The 20,113-nt window shown below is 43.6% G+C and carries 17 protein-coding genes; 6 read left to right on the top strand and 11 right to left on the bottom strand.

The annotated features are described in order from the left end of the window. Nucleotides 1–59 precede the first annotated feature (59 nt). On the top strand, nt 60–320 hold the full coding sequence (locus QVE09_RS02370) for a cupin domain-containing protein (protein ID WP_315935506.1): 261 nt from the start codon (nt 60–62) through the stop codon (nt 318–320). A 126-nt stretch (nt 321–446) separates the two neighbouring features. Here QVE09_RS02370 and QVE09_RS02365 read toward each other — a convergent pair whose 3' ends face one another. The 4 genes from QVE09_RS02365 to pdxS form a co-directional block, all read right to left on the bottom strand. After that, on the bottom strand, nt 447–1,583 hold the full coding sequence (locus QVE09_RS02365) for an alpha/beta hydrolase (protein ID WP_315935505.1): 1,137 nt from the start codon (nt 1,581–1,583) through the stop codon (nt 447–449). Further along, nucleotides 1,580–2,239, bottom strand: coding sequence for a TetR/AcrR family transcriptional regulator (locus QVE09_RS02360; RefSeq protein ID WP_036671287.1), 660 nt, complete (start codon nt 2,237–2,239; stop codon nt 1,580–1,582). The genes QVE09_RS02365 and QVE09_RS02360 overlap by 4 nt, the downstream gene beginning before the upstream one ends. 217 nt (nt 2,240–2,456) lie before the next feature. Next, nucleotides 2,457–3,527, bottom strand: coding sequence for an ABC transporter substrate-binding protein (locus tag QVE09_RS02355; protein ID WP_315935504.1), 1,071 nt, complete (start codon nt 3,525–3,527; stop codon nt 2,457–2,459). A gap of 241 nt (nt 3,528–3,768) precedes the next feature. Next, nucleotides 3,769–4,653 (bottom strand): pyridoxal 5'-phosphate synthase lyase subunit PdxS, encoded by an 885-nt coding sequence (gene pdxS / locus QVE09_RS02350; protein ID WP_200869424.1) that lies wholly within the window; start codon nt 4,651–4,653, stop codon nt 3,769–3,771. Nucleotides 4,654–4,800: 147 nt separating this feature from the next. On the opposite strand from pdxS, the gene pdxR reads away from it, so the two are divergent. From pdxR to QVE09_RS02335, 3 genes are all read left to right on the top strand, one after another. Further along, nucleotides 4,801–6,291: a MocR-like pyridoxine biosynthesis transcription factor PdxR gene (pdxR, locus tag QVE09_RS02345; RefSeq protein WP_315935503.1), complete on the top strand. Its 1,491-nt coding sequence runs from the start codon at nt 4,801–4,803 to the stop codon at nt 6,289–6,291. A 60-nt stretch (nt 6,292–6,351) separates the two neighbouring features. Then, on the top strand, nt 6,352–8,373 hold the full coding sequence (locus tag QVE09_RS02340; protein WP_315935502.1) for an ATP-dependent DNA helicase: 2,022 nt from the start codon (nt 6,352–6,354) through the stop codon (nt 8,371–8,373). Nucleotides 8,374–8,440: 67 nt separating this feature from the next. Beyond that, nucleotides 8,441–8,968 carry a DinB family protein gene (locus QVE09_RS02335; RefSeq protein ID WP_315935501.1) on the top strand — a complete coding sequence of 176 codons (528 nt, stop codon included), beginning with the start codon at nt 8,441–8,443 and terminating at the stop codon, nt 8,966–8,968. Between the two features lie 102 nt (nt 8,969–9,070). Here the strand turns inward: QVE09_RS02335 and QVE09_RS02330 are convergent, their stop codons facing one another. From QVE09_RS02330 to QVE09_RS02310, 5 genes are all read right to left on the bottom strand, one after another. Further along, nucleotides 9,071–10,012 (bottom strand): family 43 glycosylhydrolase, encoded by a 942-nt coding sequence (locus QVE09_RS02330; RefSeq protein ID WP_315935500.1) that lies wholly within the window; start codon nt 10,010–10,012, stop codon nt 9,071–9,073. Between the two features lie 30 nt (nt 10,013–10,042). After that, nucleotides 10,043–11,758 carry a discoidin domain-containing protein gene (locus QVE09_RS02325; protein WP_315935499.1) on the bottom strand — a complete coding sequence of 572 codons (1,716 nt, stop codon included), beginning with the start codon at nt 11,756–11,758 and terminating at the stop codon, nt 10,043–10,045. A 71-nt stretch (nt 11,759–11,829) separates the two neighbouring features. Then, entirely contained in the window at nt 11,830–13,515 is a 1,686-nt protein-coding gene (locus QVE09_RS02320) for a type 2 periplasmic-binding domain-containing protein (protein WP_315935498.1), read from the bottom strand. A gap of 255 nt (nt 13,516–13,770) precedes the next feature. Continuing rightward, nucleotides 13,771–14,640, bottom strand: a complete 870-nt coding sequence (locus QVE09_RS02315; protein WP_315935497.1) for a carbohydrate ABC transporter permease — start codon at nt 14,638–14,640, stop codon at nt 13,771–13,773. A gap of 18 nt (nt 14,641–14,658) precedes the next feature. Further along, nucleotides 14,659–15,543: an ABC transporter permease gene (locus tag QVE09_RS02310; RefSeq protein WP_026081071.1), complete on the bottom strand. Its 885-nt coding sequence runs from the start codon at nt 15,541–15,543 to the stop codon at nt 14,659–14,661. Between the two features lie 310 nt (nt 15,544–15,853). Here QVE09_RS02310 and QVE09_RS02305 point away from each other — a divergent pair, with 310 nt between their 5' ends. Next, nucleotides 15,854–17,563, top strand: coding sequence for a sensor histidine kinase (locus tag QVE09_RS02305; protein WP_315935496.1), 1,710 nt, complete (start codon nt 15,854–15,856; stop codon nt 17,561–17,563). Then, nucleotides 17,563–18,912, top strand: coding sequence for a response regulator transcription factor (locus QVE09_RS02300; RefSeq protein WP_315935495.1), 1,350 nt, complete (start codon nt 17,563–17,565; stop codon nt 18,910–18,912). Before QVE09_RS02305 ends, QVE09_RS02300 begins: the two co-directional genes overlap by 1 nt. Before the next feature lie 103 nt (nt 18,913–19,015). On the opposite strand, the gene QVE09_RS02295 is transcribed toward QVE09_RS02300, so the two are convergent. Both QVE09_RS02295 and fabZ read right to left on the bottom strand, forming a co-directional pair. Further along, nucleotides 19,016–19,462, bottom strand: coding sequence for a GNAT family N-acetyltransferase (locus tag QVE09_RS02295; RefSeq protein WP_315935494.1), 447 nt, complete (start codon nt 19,460–19,462; stop codon nt 19,016–19,018). Between the two features lie 50 nt (nt 19,463–19,512). Further along, a complete protein-coding gene (fabZ, locus tag QVE09_RS02290) occupies nt 19,513–19,941 on the bottom strand; it encodes a 3-hydroxyacyl-ACP dehydratase FabZ (RefSeq protein WP_315935493.1) in 429 nt (142 codons plus the stop codon). Nucleotides 19,942–20,113: the final 172 nt, after the last annotated feature.

The raw sequence follows: 20,113 nt of genomic DNA, 5'->3' as shown, positions 1-20,113 counted from the left end.
ATTCTATTGCCCATATGTAAAAAAGAGGTTTGGAATTCTCTCCAAAACTCATTGGTGAAATGAATGACTATCAATTTAAGATCGTTAAGATTGCTGGAGATTTTGAGTGGCATGTTCATGAGGAAACCGATAAGTTGTTTTTTGTGCTTGAAGGGGAAATGATAATTGATTTTCGTGATGGGCGAGTGAAGATTTCCAAGGGCGAGATGTATATTGTCCCCAAAGGAGTTGAGATCAAGCCCTCCGCCGAAAAGGAATGTCATATCATGTTGATGGAGCCTGGGAGTGAAGTAAACACTGGCGAGACTGAGGCAGAATAAGCTTCAGTTATTGGAACCAGGATGTCAATTTGCAATATCTGAGAGCCGATAACCCTATTATGCGGTTATCGGCTCTTCTGTACGGCTAACTTTTTGACATGCATTAATCAGCATCTCTAGGTTATGTCACTTGTTGCCGGTCTTCTTGATCAATTCCACACCATCGTATGCCAGACTTTCCACACTTGCTGCCTTCTGCAGTATGTAATGATCAAAAAAGTTCTTCGCATAGTCTGTAACAAGATTTCGCATCTCCATAGCATCCCGTTCACCTCTGAGTTCCTCATTAACACTGGTAAACACGATGTCGCAGTAATCTAAATGTGCAACACGATCAACTGAGAAATAATAGGTTTCCATGCTATTGTTAGCGCCAATAATCGCATTCATATTATAGTTAGGTTCACAAAACAGGAGCAAGAAGGGTTTCTTAAGATCGCTGTCAAGAAGGCCAAACGCACCGCTATCCAAGCCAATCCCGCAGGCGAACCGGTCGTCATCCCGGCAAACCATCGCCGTCGTAGGCCCTCCATAAGAATGTCCGACTATACCCATGCCGATGTCAAGCAGCAATCTACCCTTAAAGATGGAATTCAGCTCTCCAGAGTCCAGTTTGTAAAGATAATCGGCTACATACCTTACATCTTCTGCCTGTGATTCACTATACTCTGTTATCTTGGAAAGTATCGGCAGTGCAAGCACGTTACGGCACATCTCAATGGCAGTTTCATCGTCAGGACGCATCTCCATCTTACCAGCCAACGCCAGCATCTCCGGATCTTCACCAAACGCTGTAATGACATCCGAAAAATCCTTGGATACATTGAACAGGCGCCCATCTTTACGTTTATACATCGTGCTATTCTGATGGCCGATGCTTACCACAACATACCCCATGCTTGCCAAGTCTGTACAAAGCACTGTACCCCATTCTGGAGAACCGCCTCCACCGCAAACATAGAATAACACCGGATAGCGCTTTTCCTTCCCGGAGAGAGCAAGGTCATCGTAACACTGGGTCTTGATATCTATAGAGAAAACATCCTTCAACGCAGTGACAAGTGGCTGCTCATTAAACATCTCGTAGACTTCAGGGAACATGTACGTTGATGTAGTCTTACCTTCGCTACTGTCAGACGGATAATACACAAAAGCGGTCAGTTCTCTTTTGGAGTAATCTGATGCCGTGTACTCAAAATCCATCTGGGTTCGACCGACAGTATAGCCGCCAATTGGTTCTGGAAATACGTCATAGGTTTTCATTTTCTTTCCCCCTTGAGATCGCTAACCATTTCAGAATATTTATGATCTTCAAGCAGTCCATGACCCATAAATTCAGCAAAGTACTTGCTGATCTTATGTTGCAGCTCAGAGTCCTTAATATCGAATTCCCTAAAAAACAAGATTAAATTAAGCTGCATTGACTCAAACATAAAAGAAATCAGGTCGTCGTCAACATCAGGTCGGAGATATCCATCAACCCTCATTCGGCGTAAAATGTCCTTGATCATGGGGAATGACTCGCCCTTTAACACATTCACATATACTTTCAGCAAAATGTCCTCAGGAATATATGAAAATGTTTTAGTCAGTTTGATTTCCAACTCATTCAGTGGCTCGGTCACCATGCCATTAACGTTACCAAATAAGCCAGTAAGGAAATAGCTGTAAAGGGAATCTTCATTACTGTTACTAAAATATGCAGCTCTTTTCTGGGTCACATTGCGTATTAAGTGACAATAAAGGTCATCTTTGTCTTCAAAATACCGATAAAATGTTCCGGGGTGCATGGACAAACTGTCCAAAACCATCTTCATAGTTATATCCTCGTAAAGATTATCAACAAAAAGATGCATAGCGCTATTCGATATTTCCTCGCGCCTTGCTTCATCTAAACGAAAGAAAGTATTTTTTGGCATAGATTACTCCTTAATGTGAAGTGTGAACTGATTCACACTATACCGATAATACATTCACAAGTCAATTCGTATTAAAATAGAGTGTTCAGAAACTCATAAAATGATTTATGTTCAATACCCACCGTTATATTTAGTGTGGAATGTATTCTTAGACTTAGGAATTTGGTTCCTGATAACAAAAAAAGCCGCTAAAATAGCGACTTTTAATGGTACTCATTTACAACCCGAGATCATCAGCGAGTCCTTCAACACCTGTGAAGATGGAATCCCCGTAACCCCAGAAGTTGTTGAAATCAATAATGTAGATTTTTTTGTTTTTAACTGCGTTAATGTTTTGTACCTGCTTGTTGGCAAGCAGCTTTTCAATCGTCTGCTCAGGATCAATACCACCAGCATATCTAGAAATAATCATGGCATCCGGATTAATCTCGATTAGTTTCTCCAGACTGAGTGTACCGGTTTCATTAATCAGCATATTATGCATATTGATTAATGACATTGCACTCTCAATAAACGTATCCCCATTACCGTTGTAAATTCCAATGGTTCCATCACCATTATCCGAAAAAGATGCATAGTTGATCGTTTCAGCGCTAGCTCGGGCCGACAACGCATTCTCGCGTGTTTTAAGCGTCTCAATATATGCCGCTGCATTCGCTTGTACGTTGAATATCTCACCTAATTCAGTAATATCCTGATACAGACTATCTAACGATGCATCAGGAACACTGGTGCTTTGTACGTACGTTTTAATCCCCATATCATTCAAGCTGCTTACTGTACCAACACCCCAATCCGCATCCTCAAACAACCCACCACGCCCTACAACCAGATCAGGCGAAGCGCCTATCGTCACTTCCTTACCTACATAGCCTTCAGCCAGCACAGGAATTTGTTTAAACTCATCAGCAATATCTTCAGGTACACTACCAAACAACGCAGCTACACCTACAAGCTTGTCTGTCAAACCAAGGCGAATCATCAGCTCGGCTGCACCTTGGGTATTGGCAACTACTCGTTCAGGTGCCTTATCGAAGGTTTGTTCTTTAGCCACCCATGTTCCATTTTCAGTCGTATAGTTAGAAATGGTTAATGGATACGTTGTTTGAGCAGCACCTGAAGCTTCTGCATCCGATTTCTTCTCATCTGTTGCAACATTTTTCGCTGCTTGCTGCGAGTTATTGTTTGCCTGATCGCTACCATCACTACTATTGGAGCAGGCTGCAAGTACAACAACAAGTGCAGCAATAAAACAAAATAACATTCCTTTTTTAAAGCGTGTAGACATTTAATTCTCTCCCTTTTGAATCCTTAATTTTCTATTTATGCATTATGTAAAATAGTTATTGTCAGTATACAGCAAATGTCGAATCTCGTAAATGATAATTATAATCATTCTCAATTGATGAAAAAGGACATTCTCCTCTCCGTTTTTTTCGTTTGCTTTCGTCATCAATAACAAAAAAGCCGATCCAATTTATGATCGGCTTTGCTTGACACTATTCTTACTCCAGTTGTTCTATCTGCTCTTACCAACCACGGTTGGACATGCGCTCTTCTGGAGCCAATTTAGAAATTTCGATCCCTTTCATAGGGGCGCCCAAGTTTTTGGATACTTCGGCAATCAGTTTGTAATCCGTGTAATGTGTTGTAGCTTCAACGATTGCACGAGCGAATTTCTCAGGGCTATCGGATTTGAAAATACCTGATCCTACAAACACACCGTCTGCTCCCAGGTGCATCATTAATGCTGCGTCCGCCGGAGTAGCTACACCGCCTGCTGCAAAGTTAACGACAGGAAGTTTGCCATTTTCATGAACTTCGCGCAGCAACTCATAAGCTACACCCAGATTTTTTGCTTCAGCGTACAGCTCGTCCTTGGACATGTTTTGCACTTTGCGGAGCTGGCTGTTAATTAGACGCATATGACGTACTGCCTCAACAATGTTGCCCGTTCCAGGCTCGCCTTTTGTACGAATCATCGATGCACCCTCACCAATACGGCGAAGAGCCTCTCCCAAATCTTTGGCTCCACATACAAATGGTACAGTGAACTCATGTTTATCGATATGGAACACTTCGTCCGCAGGTGTAAGAACTTCACTTTCATCGAGATAGTCCACACCCAGCGATTCAAGCACTTTGGCTTCTATGTAATGACCGATACGTGCTTTTGCCATAACTGGGATAGATACAACCTTCATAACCTCTTCAACGATGGTTGGATCTGCCATACGAGCTACACCGCCGGCTGCGCGAATATCGGAAGGTACCCGTTCAAGAGCCATAACAGCTGTTGCCCCTGCCGCCTCAGCGATTTTAGCTTGCTCTGCATTCATAACGTCCATGATGACGCCACCTTTTTGCATCTCAGCCATTCCTCTTTTTACACGATCTGTACCTGTTTGCATGATTGTAGTCCTCCTAATTAACTTTTGGGTGATTTTCAATAAAGGCATCGCTCTAATCTATGATTTAGTATAGAATGAGAATGGTCATATAAAAAGATCCAATATTTTTGGTTTTTATTGTACCACTTCAATGATAACTCTGGAGGTCCTATGCAATTTCATGTAGCTTACAGTTCATATTTGAACCGAAAATATACCAAGATGAAGGCTCTCTATCATGCCATTCGTGATGCAATTCATGAAGGTAATCTTATACATGGCGAGAAGTTACCCTCTACTCGAGAGTTAGCTGCGACGTATCACATTTCCAGAGGAACCGTGAATCAGGTCTATGATACGTTGACTGCACAAGGTTACATTCATTCAGAGCATGGAAGAGGAACCTTTGTTGCTTACCAGTTGGATTTGAACAATAATGCGTCCACCGAGAAAGCTTGTACTCATCACTTATCCGCCTGGGGGAATCGTATTCAGCAGTTTGAACAGCAGTCGATTCAAAGAAATACACCAGCCAATGCTCATACACATGATTCCAGAATGGATAGCGACGAAGTGATCGACTTTAGCAAATATCAGCCTGATTTCTCCAAGTTTCCTTACGATGAATGGAATAATCGATTGTATGCAGAGATAAGGCAGCGTGAGCATCACCTGAAAACAACCTCTGCCATGGTTAGTTCAACCGGGGATCCAAAATTGAGAGAAGCCATTGCTGCCTATCTTCGGAGGATGCGGGGCATTCAAGTCGATCCGGATCATATTGCAGTAACTGCAGGCTCCATGCAAGCTATAGCTCTACTCACTCAATTACTTGCAGATCCTGGGGATTATGTCGTGACAGAAAGTCCATGTTATGTCGGGATTTCTAAAGCCATATTGGCTGCGGGTGCTAAGTTAATTGAAGCTAATCTCGATGGTCAGGGAGTTGTGCCCCAGGACTGGGAAGCACGTATGTTGTTTGTCACGCCGTCACGACAATTTCCTACCGGTGAAATGCTCAGTCTGGAACGCAGACAAACCTTGCTGGACTGGGCACAGCGAAATGATGCCATGATTGTTGAGGATGATTATGATAGTGAATTCCGATATCGAGGAATGCATGTTGAACCACTGAAAACACTCGATAAAGCAGGACGTGTAATCTACCTGGGCAGCTTTACCAAAACCTTGCCTTTAGAAGTACGACTTGGTTATGTGGTTCTTCCCCCTACCTTGGCAGATACCTTTAGAAAGGCACAGGCATTATACGAGCCAAGACCCGTCAACCTGATCGAACAACGGGCATTAGCTGCATTCATGACAAGCGGTCAATATGAGCGTCATCTGCGCAGAATGAATCGATTATACAGTCGGAAATTCCATCTGTTACTCAAACTTTTGAACCAGCAACTCTCTACATGGTTTGATTGGGTCGAGAATGAAGCTGGCCTACACGTGTTTGGTTGGTGGCGAGGTAATGTGTCCACTTATGAGTTCTTTCGGGCATCGGCTAGATCACAAGGTGTGGTATACTCAGAAGTCAGCAGTTCAACGTCTGTTGGTACGAAGTATGGTATCTATTTATCTTTTGCACATTTGTCAGATGAACAATTACAGGAAGGCGTATCCAGATTAAAAAATGCCGTGATAGCTCCATTGTGAGGTAAATCGTCTCCAAAATGTAGTACAAAAAGATCATCATTCGGAAGAGGGGCGATCGTTATGAATTGGTTAAATGAACTCTATAAAATAAATAAGCAGGAACCGGACAAGGAAATCGAACGTTCTTTGGTTAACGCCATCTTCCGAATATATGACCGGTTCCCCCGAATCGGCCTTAGAGAGCGGATCGGACAGCAAGAAATGTCTCTCGATATAGCCGATGCTTATATCCATGGGCATAACGCTATGATTGAAGCTGGTGTCGGAATCGGTAAGTCTTTTGGGTACCTGATCCCAAGTCTGCTCACGAATCAAATGTCTCAGAAACCAGTCATTATAGCTACCTCCTCCATTCAGCTATCGGAACAGATACATAAAGATTTAAGGATCATTGGTAGTCGGTTGGGATTCTCAACGGTTCGCTCCGTCGTGGGGAAAGGCATGGGGCAGTATGCCTGCCGAAGTAGAGCAGCGGAATTAATCAATCCTGATGATCGGAACTTCTCCGTGTCTACCCTTGCCCAGCGCATATTAGATTATGAAATTGATGAAAGAGCCGATATTAAAGCTGGGGTTAGTGATGCCCAATGGTCCCACGTTTCCGTGAATGATTGCAAATTTGAACGTTGTCATCACAAAAATGCATGTTTGTTTTACGATATGAGAGCGAAATTAAATGCAAAAGCTCACGAGATTGATTTTATTATCGTGAACCAGGACTTGCTCATACGGGATTTGATGAAGAAAAAAGAAGGAACCAAGAGCATCATCTCGGAGCAGCCTGCTCTGATCGTCATTGATGAAGCGCATAATCTGGAAACAAAAGTTCGGGATGCCAGAACACTCGAGTTCACTTATCGGGGAATCTGCCGCATTCTGGATACCACGGTGCAGCTTCTCACGAAGCAGTCCGGCGATAAAAGCCTCTTCTCACAATCCAAGTTCATCAAAAACTGCGCTGAGCGCATCTTTAAACAGGTAAACGTGGACCTGCTTCACCATGCCAAGCAGGATAACGACCGAATCAAAGTGTCGGAGATCAAAGGAATACCGTTGAACCAGGTATCGAATAATTTAAAAGATTTTAGTCTGCGCCTTTCCATTTTGACTTCCCGTCACGAGCGGGAGATCGATGACGCTTTTGAAGCCATAAATGGGCTCATTACCCTCTTCCATGTCTTATCTGAAACAGAGGACAACTATCTCTTATGGGCTAGCAACCCCATGGGAGTATCTACGATCAGCATCTGTCCCAAAGATATAAGCCAATTTCTGAAATACGCTTTATTTAATGGTAAGGTACCTATAATCCTAACATCAGCTACACTGTGCCAAGGTGGGGATACGCTGGAGGAACAATATTCTTATATGACGCACTCCCTCGGCTATAAGGGAGATTTTTTAGAGCGCCAACCCTCCCCTTTTGACTACACCAACCATGCCATGATGTACATCTCGAACAAAGTTCCGTATTACCACCATGAGCAGCGCGAAAACTATCTTGAAGCAGCTTACAAAGAAATGGTTCAACTCTGTAATCTAACTCAAGGAAGAACAATCGTCCTTTTTTCAGCAAAGGAAGACATGAAGTACATTCACAAGAAGTTGAGTTCAAGGGCTAATGAATACACATGGGCAGTCCATGTTCAAAAAGAGGGATCTTCACAGGACAGTGTCATCGCCGAATTCAGGAAAAGCAAAGGTGTACTCCTGGGTACCGGTGTATTCTGGGAAGGTGTGAATATCGAGGGTCCTGACCTGTCGCAGGTCATTATTTTCCGGCTGCCCTTCCCTGTTCCATCGGACCCTGTTTATGAATATAAGGCATCTATAACAGAGAATCCGTTCATGGAGGTGTTTGTACCGGACATGCTTCTTCGGTTACGGCAAGGAACGGGACGCTTGATCCGTAGTGAAACGGACCTTGGCGTACTCAGCATACTTGACTCCCGTCTCAGCGCAGCGGCTAAAAAGAGTTACCGGGAACAGGTGCTGGACACGTTGCCGTTCAAAAAAGTGACGGAGGATTTTGCGGTTTTGGAGAAATTTGTTCAAACTAAAGGGATACGACGAACGGATTAGAAATGCTGGAAGCAAGATATATGCTACAATATATTCCAGAGTTATGAATCCCAAAGGAGGCATTACCATGGTTGAAAGACCAACTACAGATGAATATGCAGTTTATTATGAAGGTTACATCCAGCTTGTTCCCGAAGGGAACATCATCGAACGGTTAGAGCTGCAAGCCAACATCGTACAAAATTTGCTGTCTTCATTAACAGAGGAGCAAGCAAATTATCGTTACGCCGAAGGTAAATGGAGCGTGAAGGAAGTCATCGGTCACCTTTTGGATAACGAACGCATCATGAGCAGTCGATTGCTTCGCATCGCGAGAGGTGACAAAACGAATCATCCTGGCTACGATCAGGACGTGCTTATGCAGACCCACCCTTTCAATGCGTATACTCTCGCCGATTTGAGCGAAGAATATGCCGTCACACGCCGCTCAACCATTCTTATGCTCCGTCGCCTCAAGCCTGAAGCTTGGCTCTGTAGAGGAATCGTCAATGAGAATCCTGCTTCAGCTCGATCGATCGCATTTGTTATGGCTGGACATGAGCTTCACCATTTATCAGTACTTCGCGATCACTATTCGCTGGATGTGAAATTATAAAATTCATCCAATTGCCTTTTTGAATTGTATTCTCGTTTTGCTAGCAAAAAGACTTTGAACCTGCATTCTCTGTAGGATCAAAGTCTTTTCTCATCAGTCGTTTTATCGTTCAAAATGAATCAGATGTGCGTCCTCTCGCAAAGATAACGTGGAATACTCATTCAGAATCGGAACGTCCCCATTGAATTCAATTGGCAGTACCACATAGCTGGACTCAAAGTAATCCGATCCGTTCCAGCGATCTGCAAAATACAGGTACTCCTTCGCTGATCGCTTCAGTACAAACGCTGGCTGCGTTCGAAACGTTGTTTCATCGCCAAAATCGCTGAGCATCCCCCATGGACCATCCATCGTATTAGCCATCGCGTACTTCCCTTGATTGGGTTCCCAACCCGTGCAAAATGAGGTCACCATATAATACTTCCCGTTCCGCTTGAAGACGGCTGGTGCCTCCCGATATTCCCCCTGCCACAACTTTCCGACAAGACGTTCCACATTAAGATAATCCTCCTGCAGTCGATAGATGTGCAGGTCCGCATTGTCTCTGGCAGCCGAAATAAAATATGCCGTCCCGTCATCGTCCTGAAAGAGCGTGCAGTCACGCGACATATACCCGTACGGATTGAAGCTGCCATGATACACGAAATGGCTATCCGGATAATCAGATGTGGCGATGGCGCATGCGGCATCGTTATAATTCTCACCATTCTCATAGTGAACCCAGAGCACAAACTTTTTTGTCACCGCGTTGAATAACACTTTAGGCCGTTCGAGATTCACCTTTCCACCTTTATCGTTCACTAATGCCAGATTTGTCCGAACTCGAATGGGTGCAACTGGCGTAGAGGTGTTCAAGATATGATTTCGAAACTCCCAGTTGAATAGATCCTTGGAACGGTAACAACTAACATAAATATCGTCTCTCCGATCTTCGCCATACCAGTAATAATAGTCGTTATGGAATAACATATGTCCACCATGGGCATGGATCGGCTGACCACTTGAATCATTCCAGATGTCACCATTGGTTAATTGATTATCCACATCGTTACCTCTCTTCTTTTAAGAACATCGTTAATTGGTGTCCGTTCCAAATACCTTCACTTCCCATAGCCTTGGCGTGTACCAGTTGTTAGGGTTGTTATGAAGTGCCGCATTTTGAATATTAATTCGTACATACCTGGCAGCAGTGCTCGATAGCGTATCTGAGGTGAAACCGTAAGATGTATTATTGGTTCGATCCAATGCCACGGTCCAGTTTACATTATCCGTACTGGTCTCGATTTTATATTTGTAATAACCTTCGGAGCCTTTTTGCATCCACCAGGAGATTTGCACATTATTCAACTGTTGAACAGAGCCGAGATCGACCTTCCACCAATGTGGCCAGGAACTGCCTGTGCCGATCCATTCGGTTTGATAGTTACCATCATTAGCATAACTTGCCGGGTTTGTTCCAGTTGCCGTTTGGGCTGTTGCAGGTTTGCCTTGTGACAGCAGTTTTCCATTCTGAACGGGAACGACAACATCATCGCTTGTGTTATACAGGACTTGATCAAAATAATCATAAAATGCGTAACCATCGGAGAACCAAACGGGAAGCAGTCGTTCCTCCGTTGTTCCATTTTGCGTGCCTGCCCAGCCGAACATCCAACGATATGCAACCATAACCACGTTGTTTCCCGTATCTGGCTTCACCCGCATGACGGAACCCGACTGCGCCGAGAAGGTTGACGTGTTGCCAATCGTCCGTAATTCAGACCAATCTCCGTCTATGCTTGTTGCTGATGAATACAAGGGAATACTCGGATACCAACCTGCGGCTTGGGAAGAGAACAAATAATAAATGCCCTCCTTTTTGATCATCTTGGGCAGTTCCCTATGTTGATTTTGATAAATAACAGAAACTTGATGATCCACATCCAGCCAATCGGAGGTCAACTTATACAAAATAGTGTCCGAATTATTATTCGCCGTAGAGATCAGATATGCTGAGTCATCATCATCTTTGAAAATGGAGATATCCCGGGATTGGTTCCCTTCCGGCCGAAAGCTTTTGTGAAATGTAAACTCTTCTCCAGGCGTGGCCGAAGCCACCGATACTCTGGCAAGTGTGTAGTCTGTACTGTTCTCATAGTGAGCCCAAAAAACAAATTTGTTCGTGGGTGCATGGTAGAGGATATTGATCCCCTCAAATTTAGAATTCGCCAGATCGGGATGATCCGTGTAGGAAAGGACCACTTTGTCGTTGCCGTAAGAGATATCATCCGTTGATGTCTGTTGAATCATTTCGCCAAAACCGCCTGATGACTTTTGTACGAAATTAAATCTGTAATAGGTATCCCCAACTTTGAGTTCATTCGGGAGCATAAGCGTTGATTGCGTTGTGTTATCAAAAGTTGTGAGGTCCTCTGGAAGGCTGTAAGGGGTATATTCTGGTGAGACAGCGGAGGTTAACAAGGAAGTTCCGTCATATGCCTTCACTTGATACTTGTAGGTGTTACCTATATTGAGTTCATAATCATCCGTCGTTGTACCTGTTAAGGTCTGTAATAACTGATAGGATTCATCGTTCTCGGATCTATACAACTCGTATGCAGTCGCTCCCTGGACAGGTGCCCAATGGATTTTGGCATTGGATACTTCGGATTCATTCTTCAGCACAAACAGTGTTGCAGCAATATGGGTCTCTTCACCAGCAGCGTGAACGGTTTGAGCTGAGGAGGTTAAATGAACTGTTAACAACATCAATGCAATGACGATAGCCATCCACGATTTACCTTTGATCATGTCTCATCATCTCCTTTTTTAGAAGACCAACCTTCCTGTTGCCGGAAGGCTGGTCCAGGTGAAACTAGACTTTATTTCAAGTTCATCAGTGTCATTACATCCGTCTCGCTGGCTTGGCTGTACCATTCGTTAACTTCTTCGATCACGGTGTCTCCGCCTTTTTCGTGCCACTGTTTCACAAAGGTATCAAAAGCCTCAAGCGGCTCATTGCCATATATGATTTTGGTGAATGTCTCTTGTTCCATGGTGGTCAACTGTTCCCACACATTTTGCATCGTTGGCGTTGGTGGACCGTTAAACTCATTTGGCAGTAAAACATCCCTGTTTTCATACGAAATCCGGTACCCGTCCTGGGTCGTTTGATCTTTTGAAGCGCTTTGAATGAGGACGCCCGTGTCGGCTTTGACTCCATTCGCCAGATCGTAGTACGATTGGCCGGGACCATCAACACTCGGTGTATTTTTGGTAAATGCCATTTTCCCAACGCCTTGTATAGCCTCTAATGGCTTATTAAATTTCGTTGGATCGAAAGTGACTTCATTATTGACGATATCGTAATCGTATCCCTGAGCGTAGCCGTATTTGAAATCCCCCGTGCTGAACGCCGCATCGTACATTTTATCGTAGTACAAGAAGAAGGCTTCCATGTTCTGAAAATCCTTGTTAAACATGAACACGCCATCGTTCAACTGGGCGGATTGATAGGTCTTATCACCGTTCACACCTTGAATGGTCGGATATGCACTAATTTTTGCACCCTCTACATTTTTCTCCACGTCCTTCACACTGTCGTACAGCCAAGGACGACCAATGATGATGCCAGCTTTCCCCTCCGTAAAATCGGACAGTGCATCCCAAGCCCCTTGGGTGGCCAATTCTTTGTTCAAGTACCCTTTTGCATACCAATCGCGTAACTTGGCAAGTGCCTCTTTGTTGCCATCAGCCACAGATCCATAGGTGAGTTTGCCGTTGTCGTTATGCCATTGCCTTGGAAGATGTTTGCCCGTGAATGCGCTGAAAATCATGACCGGATCGCTGACCCAGCCCGTATTGTAGGAATCTTTACCTGAAAAAGTAAAGCCGTATGTGTCTTTCTTGCCGTTCCCATCCGGGTCCTCATTGGTGAACGCCGTGATGACTTGCTCAAACTCATCAATCGTTGTTGGCGCTTTCATATTTAATTTGTCCAACCAGTCCTGGCGGATCAACATGACTTCGCCTTCCGTTAAATTCGGCGCGATCGCCATCCCGTAGACCTTACCCTCCCTAACCACTGGATTGAAGGTGGTCGGGTATTGTTTGTATATTTCTTTTATCCGGTCAGGCATGTAGGTTGAGATGTCTTCTGTAATCTCCTTGACCTGTCCCGACTCGATCAGATCATTGACCAGCATGGTGTCATAGACAGGCAGAACATCTGGCAGTTTTTCGGAACCGGTCAGTGCCAGCCGCAGTTTGGTATTATATTGTGAAGCATCACCTCCCAGCAGGGTGGTTTGGATTTTGATACCCAGGTTTTGTTCGCCCCAGCGGGTCAAGACATTGTCATTCAACGTCTCACCATTGATGTACTTTCCAGCATTTTCATCCTGTTGTTTGGCGATGGTGATTGTAAACGGTGGATCATATTTACCGTCCTTCAGCACCGATGCTGGTGCGGTCTCGGAAGCACTCTCCCCCTTGCTACAGCCAGCCACAAGAATAGCCGACAGCATAACCATACTTGCCATTTTCAATAAATCAGTTCTTTTCTTCATGGAAACATGCCCCCTTCACTCATACTCAATTTGTTTTCTATATAAGTTCAACTAATTGCATATTTACACTGACACTCCGATGACAGAACAACCTTCCGATCGCTGTTATCCCCAGAATTTTTGATTCACTTTTACAAAGGTGAAATTCCGGGGATAAATGCGCATGCTCTGCTTCTTCAGATCTCTTCTGTCCTCTCCGTTATCGTGTAAATTTTAGTTGAACTTATATTGCGATCCAATTTTTCGTCATCCTAATTATTCTTTGACAGCTCCTAGTACAATTCCCTTTACGAAATAACGTTGCAAAAATGGATAGACCAAAATGATCGGTAGCGTGCTGACAAAAATTTGAGCTGCCTTGATGCTTTGCTCTGACATGGCTGCGACTTCAGATTGGCTCATCGCCATATTCTGCATGTTGCTCTGCACAACAACGGTCTGTAGGAACGAAGCCAGCGGATACTTACTCGCATCCGACATGTACAAAATTCCGTCAAACCAGGAATTCCAGTGCCCCACCATAATGAATAAAGATACGGTCGCGATGCCAGGCAGAGATAATGGTAAATATATTTTGCTGAGGATTACGAAAAAGGACGCTCCGTCAATGAATGCCGCTTCTTCCAGGGCTTTGGGAATCGTTTTGAAGAAATTGACGAGAAGAATCAAATTATAAGCTCCGAAAGCTCCCGGCAGCACAAGGGCCCAAATCGTATCCTTTAATCCAAGGGCGGTGATCAATATGTAAGAAGGTATCAATCCCCCCGAGAAGAGCATGGTGAAGATAAAAAACCACATGAGCACGTTGCGTCCTCGAAATTCTTTGGACAGGGCATATCCTGCGCAGGTAAGGATAAACATGCTGATCGTCGTACCCAATACGGTCCGAGTGATAGATGTCAGCATGGCACCGTTAAAATTGGAGTTGTTGAACGTTTTTACATAGGCGTCTACGTTGAACCCAACCGGCCAAAATGACACCATATTACCGCTAATGGCCGCTTTGCTGCTGAGCGATTGCGCGAGCAGATGAAGCAGTGGAAGAAAACACGCCAGACCTGCCAGTATCATGAATACGTAATTAAAATAGGAGAATACTCTATAGCCCGTCGTCTTATGGTACATGATCCCTCTCCCTCCTTGTTAGAATATTTTGTAATTGGCATATTTATAGGCCAGCCTGTAGGAGACAACGATCAAGATCAAACTGATCCCCGATTTAAACAGTCCTACTGCTGTCCCGAAGCCGTATTGCCCGTTTAACAAGGATGAACGGTAGACATAGGTGTCAATGATATCTCCCGTACTGTAGACAAGCGGATTGTACAGATTGAAGACCTGATCAAAGCCCGCGTCCAGAATATTGCCCAGACTCAGCGTAGAAATGACGATAATCATGGGCAACATGCTAGGCAAGGTGACGTATCGAATTTGCTGCCGGCGTGTGGCCCCATCGATCTCAGCCGCTTCGTAATAGGAAGGATTAATTCCCGCGATGGTCGCCAGATAAACAATCATGCCAAAGCCAAAGCTCTTCCACACGTCGCTGATCACAACCGTGAATCGAAACAGATCAGGATCACCCAAGAAGTAAATGGGATCGTTCCCGAAAATCTGGGTCAAAATGTGATTGATTCCCCCGTCTAATCCGAGAATGTCAATCATCAACCCTGCCACCGTAACCCAGGACAAGAAATGCGGCAGATACACCAGTGTCTGGACACTTTTCTTAATGCCCATATTTCGGATTTCACTCAGCAGGATAGCCATGACAATCGGAACGATGATACCAACGATAATTTTGGAAACGGCGATAATCAGCGTATTGACGATCGCTTGTGTAGCCTCTTTGTACTGGAAAATTCGTTCGAAATTATCTAACCCGATCCACCGTGAACCTGTGATGCCCAGCCATGGTTTGTAGTCCTGAAATGCCATGAGTAAACCAACCATCGGGCCATAAGAAAAGATGCAGACAAACACAAATGCGGGAATACACAGTACGTACAAAGGCCAGCTTTTCTTGATTTCCTTTTTGAATGAAGTCCGCTGGGAAAGCTTTGTTTTTTTCGCGGATCTGGCGGGCACAATCTCGTTAATGTTGCATACCTCCTCTATGATGGTTCTTCGAAAGCGATCCTTGAAGATAAGCTTAACAAAAGCGCTTTCACTCCAAAATGCCAAAATTTCAAGATCATCACCCCACCCTGAAGCATTTTAAAACCGCTTTCATTTATCGCTGTTGCTGCCCTTCCGCTTTTTGAAGGTTTGGCTTATATTAAAGTTAATCCGATTTGGAGTTTAACTTCTACGTTTAGCGATATGAAAGGAAACACATATGATCAGAAAAATGTATATGAAACGATTCATCTATTTCTTTGTTTTTTTTCTGCTGCTGACGTTAAGTTTGTTTTTCGTGATGAACCGATTGAGCTCCAAAACACTTGAAGAAAATCTGATTGGGGCTTCCAAAAACCAGCTTGATTATGTGAAAGGCATTCTTGAAGGGATTATATACGAAGCTAATATGTACGGGGTTCAGTATGCGGCAGACAGTGATGTCCGATTTTATCAGAGGCATGTTATTGAGCTGAGCAATTACGATTCCCAAATGAAGAAAAACGAAATCGTTGATCGCTTGCGGCAAACGCTCCTATCCAGTCGATCCATTGAATCGATCGGCATTTACTGGAAGACTGAAGAAACGTTTCTGTCCACCAACAGTACGCCGGAGGCGAGACTTCCGTTCAAGGATGTTCAACAACGGGGATGGCAAATTGTCGGCAATAGCTTGTATTATTTTGCCCTCTACCCTTACATTCAAAAATCCGGACAAAATGAACCGACTCAGTACGTGGTTGGTGTTAAACTGAATACCGAATATTTGAAAAACCTGCTGAAAAAGGCTGTGAATAACGACAGCTCAAATGCTTTTTTTTGGTTTAACCCCCAGCAGTTATGGAGTGAGAAAGAAGTCGACAACGATTTATTGAAAGCGGTTACTGATATGATTTATCCACAGCCTGAGGTCACTTTGAAATATGATTATCATACCAATTCGGACGATTACTATGTTCTTTCCCGATATATTGAATCAATTGATGCCTACCTGATTACATATACACAGACGAATGATTTTCTGCAACCGATTGACCGCAACCGTAAAGTTTTTTTTGCCAGCATTTTAGCTGTTTTGACGCTTGGTTTGGTTGTGATCTTTACGTTTTACCGGAACTATTACCGTAATATTCGTTTGTTGGAGCGGAAGTTTTCACAGGTCGAACAAGGCAATCACAATACACGTATTACCGAAAATACGGATAGAGAGTTTTACAGCTTGTTCAGGAGTTTTAATCATATGGTTACCGAGATCCAGGATCTGTTTATATCCTTGAAAACCGAAACGGACCTAAGACGAAGTGCGGAACTTCAACAACTCCAAGCTCAGATTAATCCTCATTTTTTGTACAACAGTTTGTTTTTCATCATGTCGGTGGCTCAGTTTTCACCTGATTCTGTCATGCGCATGAGCAAACATCTGGCTGAATATTATCGTTATTTAACGAAGTTGGACCGGCATGAAGTCACGCTGGAAAGCGAGCTTCAGTTTGCGGAACATTTCCTGATCATTATGGCTCTTAGCAAAAAAATCGAGTACAGCATTGATCTGCCTCCGGAACTGGCGTCCCTTCCCCTCATGCCGTTGATCATCCAGCCAGTGGTTGAAAATGCGATTCAACATGGAATTGAAGGACAGCAAGGTGCCCATCGGGTGACGATTGATGTCAAACAGACGGAAGCTGCGATAACGATCAAGGTATCCGATGACGGTAAAGGTCTTTCGCTGGATGATATCCGCAGCCTGGAAGCTCGCCTTGATAGTGATACCCCGCCTGAAGGAATTAAAGGCGTAGGGCTCTGGAATGTAAATCAACGTCTGAAAAATACGTACGGCGAACTTAGCGGGTTACATTTTACTACCAATGATTGGGGCGGCTTGTCCGTCCTGCTGCTCATCAGCATTCCCAAGGTGAAAGGAGATAACTAATGCGATTATTAATTGTGGATGACGGACATTATGTCGTTGAATATATGAAGCACTTGCTCGATTGGAACACCTTTGGCATTGATCAGATCGAGACGATGACCAATTCGATTGAAGCCCGAGATATGTTGACCCAAAACCATATCGATATTCTGATCACTGACATCCGAATGCCTGAGGTTTCCGGTATTGATCTGCTTCAACATATCCACCAACATAACTTGCCAACCAAAGTGATCATCCTTTCCGGCTACTCCGAGTTCGAATATGCGCAACAAGGAATCCGTTTAGGTGCGCTCGACTACTTGCTCAAACCTGTCGACAAAGATGATGTGGAGAAAGCCATGTCCAAAGCCATCAACAATATTACAAAGACACGGCCCGCTCAATCTGTTGCATGGGAGAACTTCGATGGATTGGAGTATCTGCTTTCACTTCTTGGTCATAACGAGACATTAAGGAAGCAATATGATGTTTATATTGAATTTTTAGGGCGTCGTCGTATGTGCTGCTTCAAGCTGGAGGGTTTTACACAGGAACATGAGGATGTTATAAAACATGCTGTCGGAGACAAATTGGATCGTCTCGTGTGGGCTTCCGGAACACGACTGTTTGGTCTTGTTCCGGAAGAAGTTGCTGCAGAACTGACCATCAAACTGGAGCAATCGGTCGCGTCTCCTCCATTTTTGTTGGCTGATCGAAACGTGACCCGACAGATGTTCTACAGGTTCTTCCTTAATGAAGACGTGTACTCAGAAGACTTCAGCGGGATATTCAACCATTCTCCGTCATGCGGTGATTGGGAGTCGGCGGGAAATATCATTAAAAAATATGATCAAATCCGTCTCCAAAAGCAAAAAGTAATCTTTCTCATGGAAACCATTCTATATGTATATCTGACGGATAAGGATCGCAATTCCTCTGAAACCGTAGATTGGATATTCAACCAGTTACGGCATCCTGATGAACTATGGTTAGCCCTCATGGAACGGGTCAATCGAATCAGAAACAACAAACAGATGTCGATTCAAACCATCGTTGACAAGGTGCAATCGTATATCGAAGACCATCTGTCACATGGCCTTAGTCTGGATGAACTGGGGAAAGTTGCACATCTCCATCCTGTTTACTTTTCCAAACTATTTAAACAAGAAACGGGCGAAAATGTGTCAAACTACATTTCCAGGAAAAGGTTAGAGAAGGCTTCTCAACTGCTTCAAGATTCGGCACTCCGTGTAGCCGATATAGCGCAGATGGTCGGTTACCGAAAAAATCAATATTTTATACAGTTGTTCAAAGTAGAATACGGAGTTACACCCTACCAGTACCGCAGAAATATGATCCATCAATGACTTCGTTTGAATATTTTACATAAATGATATGTCGAATACATTACCGAAAAAGCCCAACCTCCACTCTTCAATTTACAGAGCGAGTTGGGTCTTTGTAGTGCAATTAATGGGTTAGGTCGATCATCTTATCAAAACAATATGAATCTCTGTCATAGCCGTTATGCTCATAAAAAGCATGGGCGTTGGTTCGCTTCATTCCGCTACATAAAATAATACTTGATATTCCCCGTTCTTTAGCATAATTTTCAGTCTGTCTTAGTAGTTTTGTACCTATCCCTCTATTTTGCAGCTCCCTTTTAACAGCAAGAGCTTGAATATGTAGATAACCAATTGGAACTCCTACAGATAATGCCTGTACAATAGTTACAAAACCGACCAGATCATTATCTATCAATGCGACAAATGTTTTGTAATTCCCGGCCTTGTTCATCTCTTCCATAGTCACTCGAAAGTTTGCATCATTAACATTACGAATTTCAAGTACATCATTCCATAAAGAAACAACTTCAGCATAATCATATGATATAATTTCTCGTATTCTAATATCCATACCTAACCCCCTCAAGATAAAAAATGCAGGTGTGACCGTGAACTTAAATCCTAAATTGAACTGAATGCAAACATGATTTCAGATTCACAAACCAGTTCATTGTTTACTGTAGCGAAACCTTTCCCTTTGACGATCTGTCCCTTGATGCGAGTCACCTCGAATGTAAGTAAAAGTTGGTCTCCAGGTTTTACTTGCCGTTTGAATCGACAATTATCAATACCAGTCAATAAACCTATTTCATGATTATTACTCCCTCTTTTAGACATAACGATACCACCGACCTGTGCCAGCGCTTCAACAATCGCGACTCCAGGCATTACCGGATGGTCGGGAAAATGACCCATGAAATAAGGCTCATTGATTGTCACATTTTTAATTCCGACAACTTTCTTGCCCTCATCAATTTCCAAGATTTTATCCACCAAAAGAAATGGATATCTATGAGGAATTACCTCTTTTATTCTTTCAATATCAAACATGGATTGCCTCCTCTTTAGCTCAAAGTGTCTCAAGCAAATTTTGGGTCATATTTAATATTCGTGACCTAGTAACTAGATCCCTTTCCCAGAGGGCCCTACATCTAGGTAAAGGCTCTCCACTATAGAGGCTCTGTTAATTCTTTGAATCACACGCTCACCGGCACTCTCCCAC

The sequence above is a fragment of the Paenibacillus sp. ClWae2A genome, from assembly GCF_032452295.1.
GTDB lineage: Bacteria > Bacillota > Bacilli > Paenibacillales > Paenibacillaceae > Paenibacillus.
The sequence above is the reverse complement of the archived record's forward strand: the minus strand, read 5'-3'. Positions and strand labels throughout refer to the sequence as shown.

Bases quoted from the DNA above. Each gene is read 5' to 3' on its own strand.
- QVE09_RS02355 (WP_315935504.1), bottom strand. From the start codon at position 3,527: ATGTCTACACGCTTTAAAAAAGGAATGTTATTTTGTTTTATTGCTGCA.
- pdxR (WP_315935503.1), top strand. From the start codon at position 4,801: ATGCAATTTCATGTAGCTTACAGTTCATATTTGAACCGAAAATATACC.
- QVE09_RS02360 (WP_036671287.1), bottom strand. From the start codon at position 2,239: ATGCCAAAAAATACTTTCTTTCGTTTAGATGAAGCAAGGCGCGAGGAA.
- QVE09_RS02325 (WP_315935499.1), bottom strand. From the start codon at position 11,758: ATGATCAAAGGTAAATCGTGGATGGCTATCGTCATTGCATTGATGTTG.
- QVE09_RS02300 (WP_315935495.1), top strand. From the start codon at position 17,563: ATGCGATTATTAATTGTGGATGACGGACATTATGTCGTTGAATATATG.
- QVE09_RS02370 (WP_315935506.1), top strand. From the start codon at position 60: ATGAATGACTATCAATTTAAGATCGTTAAGATTGCTGGAGATTTTGAG.
- QVE09_RS02315 (WP_315935497.1), bottom strand. From the start codon at position 14,640: ATGTACCATAAGACGACGGGCTATAGAGTATTCTCCTATTTTAATTAC.
- QVE09_RS02320 (WP_315935498.1), bottom strand. From the start codon at position 13,515: ATGAAGAAAAGAACTGATTTATTGAAAATGGCAAGTATGGTTATGCTG.
- QVE09_RS02335 (WP_315935501.1), top strand. From the start codon at position 8,441: ATGGTTGAAAGACCAACTACAGATGAATATGCAGTTTATTATGAAGGT.
- fabZ (WP_315935493.1), bottom strand. From the start codon at position 19,941: ATGTTTGATATTGAAAGAATAAAAGAGGTAATTCCTCATAGATATCCA.
- QVE09_RS02295 (WP_315935494.1), bottom strand. From the start codon at position 19,462: ATGGATATTAGAATACGAGAAATTATATCATATGATTATGCTGAAGTT.
- QVE09_RS02340 (WP_315935502.1), top strand. From the start codon at position 6,352: ATGAATTGGTTAAATGAACTCTATAAAATAAATAAGCAGGAACCGGAC.
- QVE09_RS02305 (WP_315935496.1), top strand. From the start codon at position 15,854: ATGATCAGAAAAATGTATATGAAACGATTCATCTATTTCTTTGTTTTT.
- QVE09_RS02365 (WP_315935505.1), bottom strand. From the start codon at position 1,583: ATGAAAACCTATGACGTATTTCCAGAACCAATTGGCGGCTATACTGTC.